Origin of the sequence: Streptomyces sp. NPDC093064 (assembly GCF_044754605.1) — a bacterium.
GTDB lineage: Bacteria > Actinomycetota > Actinomycetes > Streptomycetales > Streptomycetaceae > Streptomyces.
In genome coordinates, this window is record NZ_JBIVPK010000040.1 from 35,360 (window position 1) to 47,708 (window position 12,349).

The window sequence follows — 12,349 nt, forward strand, 5'->3', positions numbered from 1 at the left end:
CCCGCATCAATACTCGCTGCCATCCACAGCACCCCCACTACCCTCGAAAGGGGTGGGTTCCTTGCGTGCCTCCAGACCCACCGCCCTGCTCGCCGGAGCGGTCGCCCTGGCTGCGACCGTCTCCGGCTGCTCCGGCGCCTCGTCCACCGGCGCCAGATCCGCCCAGGGCAGCACCACCTACCAGGTCTCCGCGGACACACCCGCGGCCAAGGGCTCGATCCCGTCGTTCTCCTGGTCGCTCTACGCCGAGCCCTACTCCCTCGACTACACGCAGGCCTGGGACTACCCGCCCAACACCGTCCTGGCGAACGTCTGCGAGCAACTGTTCCGCATCACACCCGACATGAAGGTCGCGCCGGGCCTGGCCCTGAAGTCAGCCCATCCCAACCCGCTGACCTGGGTGTACACCCTCCGCAGCGGCGTGAAGTTCCACTCCGGTTCGACCATGACCGCGGACGACGTCGTCGCCTCCCTCAAGCGCCATCTCGACCCGGCCGTGGGCTCGGCGTGGGGCAGCGCGTTCAAGAACGTCGCCTCGATCACCAAGACCGGCCCGCTCGAAGTGACGATCAAGCTCAACAAGCCCGACGTCCTGCTCAACGAACTGATGGCGGCCTCCCCCGGCACCATCGAGAGCGCCGCGTTCCTGGCCAGGGCCGGCCGGGACTACGGCAACCCGAAGGCCGGCGTCGACTGCACGGGCCCCTACGCGCTCGACACCTGGGCCCAGGGCGACAGCATCACCCTGAAGAAGAACCCCGCGTACTGGGATCGCACGCTGACTCCCAAGGCGCAAAGCGTCAAGTTCGTCTTCATCCAGGACCCGGCCGCGCGCACCAACGCCTGGCTCTCCGGATCGGTCGACGGCGGGTACCTGGTGCCGGCCACCTCGATCGGGCAGCTCAAGTCGACCTCGCGGGGCAAGCTGTACTTCGGCCCGAACACCGCCGCCTCCGACCTCGCCGTGTTCAACCTCAAGGGCACGCTCGGCGATCTGAAGGTGCGTAAGGCCCTGTCCCTGGCGCTGGACCGGCAGAGCATCATCAAGGCCGCCGTCGCCGGAGTGGCCGTACCGGCCAAGGCCCCGGCCGCGCGGGGCGCCTGGCTCACCGCCCCGGACCGGACGGCCGGCTACTTCTCCGCCCTTCCCGACCTGGTGTACGACATCGACGGCGCCAAGAAGCTGATCGAGGAGGCCGGTGCGACCGGCAAAAAGGTCGTCATCGCGAGCAGCACGCTCACTCCGGAGATAACCGTCGTCGCCAACGCCGTACAGGCGGCCGGCAAGCAGATCGGTCTCGACGTGCAGATCAAGCCGATCGCGCCCGACGCGTACACCGCGCTCTTCACCGACCCGCACGCCAGTGCCGGCATCGACCTGGTGTTCACCAACGGTTACATCAACTCACCCGACCCGCTCGAGTTCTACCAGTCGTTCCGCACCGGTGACTTCGGCAACTACGGCAAGTACTCGAACCCCGAGTTCGATGCGCTCTACGACCGGGCGACGGCGGTCGCCGACCCGGCCGCACGTGCCGACCTGACGGCCGAGCTGCAGAAGATCGCGCTGCGCGATCTGCCCGCCATCCCGCTGTACGAAGCTCCCCACTCGGTGTTCCTGGGCAGCCGGATCACCGGTGCCCCGGCCGGCATCGCCCAGCTGTACTACCCGTGGGCCGCGAAGATCGGCTCGGCCAACTGATGGCCCGTTACCTCCTCGGCCGGCTCCTGGGGCTGGTGACCGTGCTGCTGATCACCTCCTTCCTGGTCTTCAGCGCGGTGCACCTGGCCCCGGGGGACCCGGTGTCCTTCCTCCTCAAGGGCCACCCCGTCTCGCCGGAGACCAAGGCCGCGATCCGCGCCCAGTACCACCTCGACGACCCGTTCTTCACCCAGTACCTGAAGTGGGTCGGCAATGTGCTGCACGGCGACTTCGGGCGCTCCGTCCAGTTCCGGCACGACGTCGGATCCCTGATCGGCTCGCGCCTGCCGAGCACGGCCCTCCTCATCGGGTACTCGGCCGTGCTGGCCTGCCTCGGCGGCGTGCTCGCAGGCATCCTCGCCGCGCTGCGCCCCGGCGTGGTCGACCGCGTGGTGCTCGTGTGCACCGGCGTGGCCACGGCGACCCCGCCGTTCGTCAGCGCCATCGTGCTGGTCTCGCTGTTCTCGGTGCAGCTGGGCTGGTTCCCCGGGCCCGGCGCCGCCGGCACCGGTTTCGCGGACCGGCTCTACCACCTGACCCTGCCCGCCTTCGCCCTCGCGGTCACCCTCGCCGGGCTGCTGGCCCGGGTGACCCGCTCTTCGATGCTCGACGAGCTGAGGCGCGAGCACGTGGAGGTGGCGCGCTCCCGCGGCGTCGCCGAGGGCACCGTGGTGCGGCGACACGTGCTGCGCAACGCGCTGGGCCCGATCGTCACCGTCGGCGGCACGACGCTCGCCGGACTCCTGGTGAGCACCTCGATCGTGGAGACCGCCTTCAACGTGTCCGGCATCGGCTCACTGCTCGTGCAGTCGGTGACGGTCAAGGACTTCCCCGTCGTACAGGCGATCACGCTGATCACCGTGGCGGCGTTCGTCCTGGTGAACCTGGTCGTGGACCTCCTCGCGCCGCTCATCGACCCCCGGCTGACACTGACCCGGCGAGGTGCCTCATGACCACCGCTGTCCCCGTCACCGAACTGCGCAGGCGGCCCGGTCTGCGCCGCCTGCGGGTGCTCGGGCAGGGACCGCTGTTCACCGCGGCCGTCCTGCTGCTGGGTGTGCTGGTGGCCGTCGCCGTGTTCGCACCGTTGCTCGCGCCGTACGACCCCGACGCCCTCGACCTGCCGGCCACCCTGGCCGGGAGCAGCGTCGACCACCTCCTGGGCGCCGACCAGTCGGGCCGCGACGTGCTGTCGCGCCTGCTGTACGGCGCGCGCTCCGGGCTGCTCGGACCGCTCCTGGTCGTCGGGGTGTCGACCCTGCTGGGCATCCTGGTGGGCGTCGCGGCCGCCTGGCGCGGCGGTTGGGTCGACGCGGTCCTCTCACGCTCGATGGACCTGGTGTTCTCCTTCCCCGGACTGCTTGTGGCGATCATGTTCGTGGCGGTCACCGGCCCGGGCATGACCGCGCCCGTCGTCGCCATGGCCGTCGCGTACACGCCGTACGTGGGGCGCCTGGTGCGCAGCATCGCCCGGCAGGAGAAGGCACGTCCCTACATCGAGTCCTATCTCGTGCAGGGCTGGTCGGGCTGGACGATCTGCGTCCGGCACCTGCTGCCCAACATCGCGCCGACGGTGCTCGCCCAGTCGGCGATCAACTTCGGCTACGCCCTGATGGACCTCGCGGCGCTCTCCTTCCTCGGCTTCGGGGTGCAACCCCCGACCGCCGACTGGGGCGCGATGATCAACGAGGGTGAAGGTGCGCTGCTGCAGGGCGCGATGCTTCCCGCACTCGCGCCGTCCGTGTGCATCGTGCTCGCCGTCGTGGCGTTCAGCATCGTCGGCGAAGGCATCGCCGACCGGGTCGCGAAGCGGGAGTGGTGAGGCGGATGACTGTGCATCAGTCACTTCTGGAGATCGACAACCTCTCCGTGCGACTGCCCGAGGGGCGCGCGGCCCGGCCGATCCTGGACGGCGTGTCCCTGCACGTAAAGGCGGGTGAGACCGTCGGCCTGGTCGGTGAATCCGGTTCCGGCAAATCGGTCGCCTGCCGCAGCGTGCTCGGGCTGCTGCCCGAAACCGCGCGGACGGACGGCGAGGTCCGAGTGGCGGGCCGCGACGTACTGACGCTGGACCGGAACGGACTGACGGAACTGAGGACCCGTCAGGTCTCGATGATCTTCCAGGACCCACGTGCCTCGGTCAACCCGATGCGACGCGTCGGCGACTTCCTCACCGAGCAAATGCGTGCCGCAGACGTACCCGCGGCAGCGGCGACGAACCAGGCCGAGGAACTTCTCGCTGCCGTGGGCATCCGCGACCCGCGCGGCGCGCTGCGGCGCTACCCGCACCAGTTCTCCGGCGGCATGCTCCAGCGCGTCGTCATCGCGGCGGCACTGGCAAGCCGGCCCTCACTGCTCGTCGCCGACGAGCCGACGACCGCACTGGACGTCACGACCCAGGCCGAGGTCATCGCGATCCTCACCCGCCTGCAGGCCGAGCGCGGCACGGGGCTGCTCTTCGTCACCCACGACCTGGAACTGGCCTCGGCCCTCTGCGACCGCGTCTACGTCATGTACGCGGGGCGCATCGTCGAGACGCAGGCCGCCGGTGACCTGTTCGAGCGCCCGCGCCACCCGTACACGGCCGGCCTCCTCGCGTGCACACCCCGCATCGAACCCGACGCCGCTCCACCACGGCCCATCCCCGGCCGCCCGGTCTCGCTCGCCGAGTCGCCGGCCGGATGCGCATTCGCCGCGCGCTGCGCGCACGTGCAGGAGCGCTGCTCGGTCGACAAACCCGTCCTGCGGCAGTACGGCGACGAGGGCCTGGCCGCCTGCCTGCGCGCCGAAGAAGGGATCCTGCTGTGAGTACCACGACGGAGAAGACCGGCACGTCCGGTCTCGTGGTGGACGGACTACGGAAGGAGTTCGGCGGCCACACTGCGGTCGACGGCGTCTCCTTCACCCTGCGACCGGGCGGCTCACTCGGCATCGTCGGCGAGTCCGGATGCGGCAAGACCACCACGGCGCGCATGCTCGTCGGCCTCGAGACACCCGATGCCGGCAACATCCAGCTGAACGGACGCGACCGTTTCGCGCGTGCCCGCGGCCGCGCCGAGCGTCTGGCCCGCGCCCGCGAGATCCAGATGGTGTTCCAGGACCCGTACCTCTCCCTCGACCCGCGCATCAGCGTGAGGGCGTGCCTCGAGGAGGTCCTGCGCCTGCACTTCCCGCTGGACGCGCCGGCGCGGCGCAAGCGGGTCGCCGAACTCCTCGACCAGGTGGGGCTGGGAGAGCGCGAGGCCACGGCCCTGCCCCGCCGGCTGTCCGGCGGGCAGCGTCAGCGCGTGGCCATCGCCCGGGCGCTGGCGGCCCGGCCGCAGGTGCTCATCCTCGACGAGGCGGTCGCCGCACTCGACGTCTCCATCCAGGCGCAGATCCTCGACCTGCTCGCCGACATCCGCCGTGACGAAGGCATCGGCTTCCTCTTCGTCAGCCACGACCTCGCGGTCGTCCGGCACATCACCGACGAGGTGGTCGTGCTCAGGGACGGAAAAATCGTCGAGTCCGGTCCCACGACCTCCGTCCTGACCGGCCCACGGCATCCCTACACCCGCCTCCTGCTCGACTCCGTACCGCGGCCCGGATGGGATCCGGCCCGCATCTCCGCAGGCCGCCGCGCGCTTGCCTGACCCTTCCGACTCTTCCCGAAGGACCATCACATGACCGACCTCACCGACCTCGCCCATCTGCCGGCCACCGAGGCCCTGCGCCGGTTCCGCGACCGCTCCCTGTCACCGGTCGAGCTGATGACCGCCGTCATCGCGCGCGCCGAAGCCGTCGAGCCGAAGGTCAACGCCCTCGCCGAGCGGACCTTCGAGGAGGCGCTCGCCGCCGCCCGCGAAGCCGAGGCACGATACGCGGGCAAGGGCGAGACGCCCCGCGCCCTGGAGGGTCTCGCCGTCGCAACGAAGGAGGAGCAGCCCATAGCCGGCCGCCGCAGCACGGACGGATCCCTGGCGTTCCAGCACGAGATCGCCGAGCAGACGCACCCGGTCATCGAGCGGATCCAGGCCGCCGGCGGCATCGTGCACGCCCGGACCACGACCCCCGAGTTCAGCTGCGCCGGGTTCACACAGTCACGGCTGTGGGGCGTCACCCGCAACCCGTGGAACCTGGAATTCACTCCGGGCGGCTCCTCGGGCGGCGCGGGCGCCGCGCTCGCGGCGGGTGAGACGACGCTCGCGACCGGCTCCGACATCGGCGGCTCGATCCGCATCCCCGCCTCGTACACGGGCACGGTCGGCTTCAAGCCGCCGTACGGGCGTGTGCCGGCGATGACGCCGTTCAACCTCGACACGTACTGCCACGACGGTCCGATGGCGCGCAGCGTCGCCGACTGCGCCCTGCTGGAGAACGTCATCGCGGGGCCCCACCCGCTCGACGCGGTCTCGCTACGGCCCAAACTCGTCCTGCCCGAGCGGTTCGAGGGCGCCGAAGGCCTGCGGGTGGCGCTTTCGGTCACCCTCGGGGACTGGCCGGTCGATCCCGAGGTCGAGGCCAACACCCGCGCGGTCGCGGAGGCGCTGCGCGCGGCCGGGGCCGTCGTCGAGGAGGTCGAGGTTCCCATCATGCGGGCGGACGTGATGCGGGCAGCGATGATCCACTTTGGTTCCATCTTCGGCCCCTACATCGGATCGGTGGCCGCCGAGCACGGCGACCAACTCACCACGTACGCGCTCGACTTCGCCAGGCGGGCCGCCGAGGCCGTCCGCGAGCCCGGCAGCTTCCTGCTGGGCCTTGAGATCGAGGCCGCGGTGCAGACGACGCTCGGTACCCTGCTGGACCGCTACGACGTGCTGCTGTGCCCGACCACGGCCATCCCGGCGCTCAAGGCGGACGACGACCACCTCTCGACCAAGGTCGTGATCAATGGCGTCGAGCTGGACTTCTACCTGGAAGCCGCGATGACCACGGCGTTCAACATCGCCAGCCGCTGCCCGGTGCTGAGCGTGCCGTCCGGTTTCGCCTCGACCGGAGTGCCGACGGGGGTGCAGGTGGTCGGGCGCACCTACGACGACATCACGGTGTTCCGCGTGGCGGCAGCGATCGAGGCCGCCCGACCGTGGTCCAGCGTCCCGATGCTCTGACTCGCGGGACGGAATGGAGTGGTCGGACCCTTCATCCGTAGACGTTTCCCGGGCGGTCGGGGGCAAGGGACTTCCACAGGTCAACGCACCCTTCCACGCGGTTTCAGCGGAACCGGCGGCAGCTCGGAGGCCGATGACGGAGCGCCGTCGTACCCCTTCACCCCGCCGAACCGGGTGCCCTCCATCCAGTTCCGGCGGGCCTGGGCGATCTCCTCCTGGGAGCGGGCGACGGGGTCGTCCTTTCCGTGATCACGATTTTTGCGCTGGTCTGGACCCACGGCTGCTCGCCGTCATACAGCGTGGGACGTGACCATCCACAAACCTTGATCCACTTTCGCGACAGGCCCTAGGGCCTGTTCTGAGTCCGGATCACGGATGAGTCAACGTGGCCCCGGTGGCCGGTTGAGTCCGGTAGACCGGTCACATGACTCGTGGTGATCTGACCGATGGTGAATGGGAGTTGGTCGAGCCATACCTCCCGCTGGGGGTGTCCGGGCCGATCCCTGACCTGCGCAGCTACTTCAACGCGGTGATGTGGCGGTTCCGTACCGGCAGCCCCTGGCGGGATGTGCCGGAAAGCTACGGCTCCTGGTCGACGGTCTACGACCGGTTCCGGATGTGGGCGCGTGACGGGGTCTTCCAGGCACTCATGGACGGGATGATCGCCGAGGCGGCGGCCCGCGACGACGTCGATCTCAGCCTGGTCAGCGTGGACTCGACCGTTGCCCGTGCGCATCACCACGCTGCGGGCATGGTGGTCGACCCGGAGCTCCTTGAGGACCTGGAGAAGGCTGTGACGGAGGAAAAGGGGCTGCAGCAAAGGGGCAAAACGACCCCCTAGGCGACGGATCCGCGGACAGCGGGGACCTCGAGCGGGAACAGCGCCGCGCCGTGCGCCGACGCCACAAGGCCCGACTGCGGGCCGCCGAACTGGGCCGCTCCCGGGGCGGGCTCACCAGCAAGGTCCACCTCGCCGTCGAGCGGCGCTGCCGCCCGCTGGCCATCATCCTCACCCCCGGGCAGGCCGCGGACAGCCCGCGCTTCATCCCCGTCCTGGAGAAGGTCAAGGTGCGTGTCCCGGTCGGCCGCCCAAGGACCCGGCCGGACGCAGTCGCCGGCGACAAGGCGTACTCCTCCCGCGCCAACCGCGCCCACCTGCGCAGACACAAGATCAAGGCGGTGATCACGGAAAAGGCCGACCAGGCCGCCAACCGCAAGAAGAAGGGACGCTCCGGCGGCCGCCCGGTCAGCCACGACACCACGCTCTACAAAGACCGCAACACCGTCGAGCGCGCCATCAACAAGTTCAAGGAATGGCGGGGGCTGGCCACCCGCTACGACAAGACACCCGAGAGCTACGCCGCAGGACTCCACCTGCGCGGATCCGTCCTCTGGTTACGCAGCCTGCCAGCCCTCCCATGATCCGAACCCCGAACAGGCCCTAACGGCAGTGCTAGCGTCGGCCGCATGCCTGAACTGATCGCACCCACAAGCCAGTTGCAATGCTCATGGCTCGCAGCGCGTGACGAGTGGCCTCCAGGTGCCCACCAGGACGGGACAGGCCTGCGTCTCGCGCCTGATGCCGACCTCGACAGCCCCGGGGTTTTCTCGGAGTGGGTCGAACGACTGCAACAGCAGTCGGACAGGTCAGCTGCCGTGGGAGAAGAGCGCGTCCACGCCACCCATTGGTGGATCGTCGAGGGCGACAACTACCTGGGAGCCATTGATCTGCGGCACTACCTGAACGCCTTTCTGCTCGACGTCGGCGGGCACATCGGGTACAGCATCCGCCCCTCCTTCCGGAGGCGCGGCCTGGCAACGTGGGCTCTCGGGGCGGTTCTACCCGAGGCCCGTGCACTCGGCCTGGATCGAGTCCTCGTCACTTGCGACGACGACAACATCGGGTCGGCACGCAGCATCGAAGGCAACGGTGGTGTCCTGGAAGACATCCGCACAACCAACGCGGGCATCAAGCGCCGCTACTGGATCATTCTGTAATCAGTGGTACGACTGTGCCGGTTACAGCCGCTCGTTGATAGCTGCGATCAACACGGTGGCTTCGTAGCTGACCGCGAGTTTGATGCCCCTATGGCCCACGCTGCCGGGGGTGCGGGTGAGGAGTCTGAGAGTCTCTGCTTGCTCGGCGCGGACGGCGGAGCGACCCAAATCCGCTACGACCTGCTCAACCGGATCACCCAGACATCCGACTCCGTCCCCTCGACGGTCACCTACACCTACGACCACACGGCCGAACCCCGTGGCATGGCCACGAAGACGACCGACTCCGTCGCGGGTGCATGCGAGACCGCCTACGAGGCCAACGGCAACGGCACCAACGGCAGGCGGCTCTATGCGCTGGCCTTCCTCGAGCACGGCACCCGGCGCCCGCACATCACCGGCGTCACTGCCCATCCGACACGGGAGTGGACGGTGCAGCAGGCGAGGATACCTTCTGCGTAGGAGATGTACCTTTCGTCCGGTCGGGGGCCTCAACGCCGGCCTCGCGCGCATGCCCGGCAGGTGCTTGCGGCCTACCAGAGGCAACAACGAGCATCGGCCCCACCAGGCGCGCAACCAGCAACCAGCCGATGCCCAGAAACAGCCCACCGTGATGGACGGCGGCACCCACAAGTTGCTGCGCACCCAGATCCTCGGCGGCCCCATCAGCGAGTACAGATACGCCGCGTGACCTGCGGCAACGACTTTTCGAGCGGCACAGGATTTCGCCATTGACAGGGTTGGCTAATAAAGTTAGCTTTTAGCTAACAACGTTAGCCAGGATCTGAGGGATGTCATGACCGAGTACCTTGCCGTCGACGGCGGCACGATCGCTTACGAGGTGGCGGGGTCCGGCCCGCTGATCGTTCTCGCACACGGCATGGGCGACAGCCGCGCTGCGTACCGTGCTGTGATCCCGCCGCTGGTGGCGGCGGGTCATCGGGTCGCCGCGGTCGACCTGCGCGGCTGCGGCGAGTCCAGCGCCGGCTGGCCGGCCTGGAGCCGCACCGCTATCGCCGGCGACCTGCTCGCCGTGATCCGCCACCTGGGCGGCCCGGCCATGCTCGTCGGCCACTCGATCTCCGGCGCCGCCGCCACCATCGCCGCGGCGCAGGAGCCCTCGCTGATCACCGCGGTTGTCGAGTTGGCGCCGTTCACCCGCAAGCAGTCAATCCGCCTCGGCGACCTGCGGGTGAAGCGCTTCCGGCAGGGCATGCTGCGGCTGCTCGGCACGGGTGCGTTCGGCAGCGTGCCGCTCTGGCGCTCGTACCTCGACGTGGCCTACCCCGGCGTGAAGCCGGCCGACTGGGCAGAGCGGCTCGGCCGTATCGACTCCCTGCTGCGCGAGCCGGGCCGGATGAAGGCCCTGCAGGGCATGGGCCGCAGCACCCCGACCGACGCCGGCGCGCAGCTCGGCAACGTCCGCTGCCCGGTCCTGGTCGTGATGGGCACGCTCGACCCCGACTGGGCCGACCCGCACGCCGAGGGGTCGGCGATCGTGGATGCCCTGCCGTCCGGCCTCGGCCACCTTGAGATGATCGAGGGCGCCGGGCACTACCCGCACGACCAGTTCCCCGACCAGGTGGTTTCGCTCATGCTCGCCTTCCTCCGATCGGACGCCGCCCGTGCCTAGGGCCGGCCTGGACCCGGCGGCCGTGGTCGCGGCCGGCGCCGCCCTCGCCGACGAGGTGGGGCTCGCCAACCTGACGATGGGTTTGCTGGCCGAGCGGGTGGGCGTGCGCACCCCGTCCCTGTACAAGCACGTGGGCGGCCAGGAAGACCTCAACCGGCGCATCGCGGTCCTGGCATTGAACGAGGCCGCCGACTCCGTCGGCGGCGCGGTCCAGGGGTACGCGGGCCGCGACGCCCTGGCGGCCGCGGCGCGCGCCTTCCGCGCCTTCGTCCTGGAGCACCCCGGCCGGTACGCCGCAACGATCGGCATGGAACCGTCCGGCCCGGACGATCCGCTGGCCACCGCGAGTCAGCGGCTGCTCGGCACGTTCACGGCGGTCCTGCGCGGCTACGAGATCGCAGAGCCCGACGTGGACCACGCCCTGCGCACGCTCCGCAGCCTCTGCCACGGCTTCGCCACGCTGCAGGCGGACAACGCCTTCCAGTGGAGCGCCGACATCGACGCGAGCTTCGAGTGGCTGATCGCCTTCGCCGATCACGGCCTGCGCGCTATTTGACTGCTCCCTCGCCTGAAGGCGGGGGATTCCTGGCTCAGGCAGCCCCCTGGAGCAGCGCTCCAGAAGGTCTTACGCCCTCAGCACCAGCCGGGGTCAGACCAGCCCGGACGAGCATCACGGATGCGGAGTTCTTGTCTCTCGGCGAGACGGCTCCGCACGCGGTGCACGTGTAGGTACGTTCCGAAAGGAGGAGTGCGTGCTTGGCTCTCGCACCGCACCGTGCGCAGTCCATGGTGGTGTGCGCGGAGTTGACCAAGTGCACGGCACGGCCGTGCTTGCGGCCCATCTCGACCAGGGCCTTCTTCGTGGCGCCGATCGCCGCGTCAGCCGCCTTGCGGGCCATCGAGGACTTGGCGAGGAACGTCGGACGGAAATCCTCCACCGCGATGGCATCGTGGTCGCGGACCACTGCCTTGGCCCACTTGCGGCCGGTGTCCTGCCGCCGCCGGGCGATCTTCCGGTGCAGCTTCGCGGCCTGCCGCTGCGCCTTGCGGTAGCCCGTCGAGGCGGCCTGGCCCCTGTGCGGCTTCCGGCGGGACATCATCCGCTGGTAGCGGGCCAGCTTCCCCGCGGCCTTCCTCCCGTGCTGCGGATGCGGAAGATCGTGGGCATCGGACGTGGTGGTCGCGAGCTCCTTCACACCCCAGTCGATACCGATCACCGCCCCGGTGCGCGGCAGCGGCTGCACCTCGGCCGGAAGGACAAAGCTCGCGTACCAGTGGCCGACGCTGTCGCGGTACACGCGCACCGACGACGCCTCGGCCGGAAGCTGCCGCGACCACACCACCGTCAGGCGGATGCCGCCCGCCAGGTGCAGCCGCCCCTCCTTGAGCCGGAAGCCGCGCCGCGTGTAGTTCAGGCTCGGCCGGGAGTCCTTGAGCTTCTTGCGCCCGGGCATCCCCACGCGCTGCCGCATCGGCAGCCCCGCCTTGATGTCCTTCAACGCCTTCTCGCGGGACCTGCCGAAGTCCCGGATGATCTGCTGCTGCGGAACCGAGGAGCCCTCCCGCAGCCAGGCGTTGCCGGCGCGGGCCTCGGTCAGCATCTTGTCCAGCCGCGCCGGGCCGCACGTCTCGCCGTCGGCGAACGCCTTCTTGGACCGGGCGACGCACTCGTTCCAGATCCAGCGGCAGCGCCTCCACTCGCCAATCAGCAACCTCTCGGCGGTGACGGACACACGCAGCCGGTAGACGTACCGGGCACACCCGGCGTCCACCGTCTCCTCCTGCTGCGTCACCACGCACGCCAACCTATCGGCGTCGTACGACAGTCGACGCCGGTTCGCCTCTCGGCGAAACGGCTTTCCCTGTCCCGCTCCACGGTGCGACCGAATTCCTCCCCCGCCTGAAGGCCGCGGCATCCTTCGGAGG

The 12,349-nt window shown here is 69.8% G+C and carries 12 protein-coding genes and 2 pseudogenes; 12 read left to right on the top strand and 2 right to left on the bottom strand.

Annotation, left to right across the window (positions count from 1 at the left end; all coding sequences use genetic code 11):
* The first annotated feature begins 61 nt into the window (after window positions 1-61).
* From ACIQFZ_RS32680 to ACIQFZ_RS32705, 6 genes are read left to right on the top strand one after another with little or no spacing between them, the layout of a single operon-like run.
* Window positions 62-1,702 (top strand): ABC transporter substrate-binding protein, encoded by a 1,641-nt coding sequence (locus ACIQFZ_RS32680; protein WP_402692914.1) that lies wholly within the window; start codon window positions 62-64, stop codon window positions 1,700-1,702.
* On the top strand, window positions 1,702-2,655 hold the full coding sequence (locus ACIQFZ_RS32685; RefSeq protein WP_365777988.1) for an ABC transporter permease: 954 nt from the start codon (window positions 1,702-1,704) through the stop codon (window positions 2,653-2,655). Before ACIQFZ_RS32680 ends, ACIQFZ_RS32685 begins: the two co-directional genes overlap by 1 nt.
* A complete protein-coding gene (locus ACIQFZ_RS32690; protein WP_383061775.1) occupies window positions 2,652-3,524 on the top strand; it encodes an ABC transporter permease in 873 nt (290 codons plus the stop codon). The genes ACIQFZ_RS32685 and ACIQFZ_RS32690 overlap by 4 nt, the downstream gene beginning before the upstream one ends.
* 5 nt (window positions 3,525-3,529) lie before the next feature.
* Entirely contained in the window at window positions 3,530-4,510 is a 981-nt protein-coding gene (locus ACIQFZ_RS32695) for an ABC transporter ATP-binding protein (RefSeq protein ID WP_402692915.1), read from the top strand.
* Window positions 4,507-5,334: an ABC transporter ATP-binding protein gene (locus ACIQFZ_RS32700; protein ID WP_402692916.1), complete on the top strand. Its 828-nt coding sequence runs from the start codon at window positions 4,507-4,509 to the stop codon at window positions 5,332-5,334. The genes ACIQFZ_RS32695 and ACIQFZ_RS32700 overlap by 4 nt, the downstream gene beginning before the upstream one ends.
* A gap of 30 nt (window positions 5,335-5,364) precedes the next feature.
* Window positions 5,365-6,792 carry an amidase gene (locus tag ACIQFZ_RS32705; protein ID WP_402692917.1) on the top strand — a complete coding sequence of 476 codons (1,428 nt, stop codon included), beginning with the start codon at window positions 5,365-5,367 and terminating at the stop codon, window positions 6,790-6,792.
* A gap of 80 nt (window positions 6,793-6,872) precedes the next feature.
* Here the strand turns inward: ACIQFZ_RS32705 and ACIQFZ_RS32710 are convergent.
* Window positions 6,873-7,022 (bottom strand): annotated as a pseudogene (locus ACIQFZ_RS32710) (pirin family protein); the annotation flags it as partial.
* Window positions 7,023-7,216: 194 nt separating this feature from the next.
* Between ACIQFZ_RS32710 and ACIQFZ_RS32715 the strand changes: the two are divergent.
* From ACIQFZ_RS32715 to ACIQFZ_RS32740, 6 genes and pseudogenes are all read left to right on the top strand, one after another.
* A pseudogene (locus tag ACIQFZ_RS32715) lies at window positions 7,217-8,214 on the top strand (IS5 family transposase).
* A 45-nt stretch (window positions 8,215-8,259) separates the two neighbouring features.
* Window positions 8,260-8,790: a GNAT family N-acetyltransferase gene (locus ACIQFZ_RS32720; RefSeq protein ID WP_402692918.1), complete on the top strand. Its 531-nt coding sequence runs from the start codon at window positions 8,260-8,262 to the stop codon at window positions 8,788-8,790.
* Between the two features lie 138 nt (window positions 8,791-8,928).
* Window positions 8,929-9,252: a hypothetical protein gene (locus ACIQFZ_RS32725; RefSeq protein ID WP_402692919.1), complete on the top strand. Its 324-nt coding sequence runs from the start codon at window positions 8,929-8,931 to the stop codon at window positions 9,250-9,252.
* Between the two features lie 64 nt (window positions 9,253-9,316).
* Window positions 9,317-9,481 (top strand): hypothetical protein, encoded by a 165-nt coding sequence (locus ACIQFZ_RS32730; protein ID WP_402692920.1) that lies wholly within the window; start codon window positions 9,317-9,319, stop codon window positions 9,479-9,481.
* A 105-nt stretch (window positions 9,482-9,586) separates the two neighbouring features.
* A complete protein-coding gene (locus ACIQFZ_RS32735; RefSeq protein WP_402692921.1) occupies window positions 9,587-10,423 on the top strand; it encodes an alpha/beta fold hydrolase in 837 nt (278 codons plus the stop codon).
* 22 nt (window positions 10,424-10,445) lie between these two features.
* Entirely contained in the window at window positions 10,446-10,979 is a 534-nt protein-coding gene (locus ACIQFZ_RS32740; protein WP_402692935.1) for a TetR/AcrR family transcriptional regulator, read from the top strand.
* Between the two features lie 34 nt (window positions 10,980-11,013).
* On the opposite strand, the gene ACIQFZ_RS32745 is transcribed toward ACIQFZ_RS32740, so the two are convergent.
* Window positions 11,014-12,216, bottom strand: coding sequence for an RNA-guided endonuclease InsQ/TnpB family protein (locus ACIQFZ_RS32745; protein ID WP_402692936.1), 1,203 nt, complete (start codon window positions 12,214-12,216; stop codon window positions 11,014-11,016).
* Between the last annotated feature and the right edge of the window lie 133 nt (window positions 12,217-12,349).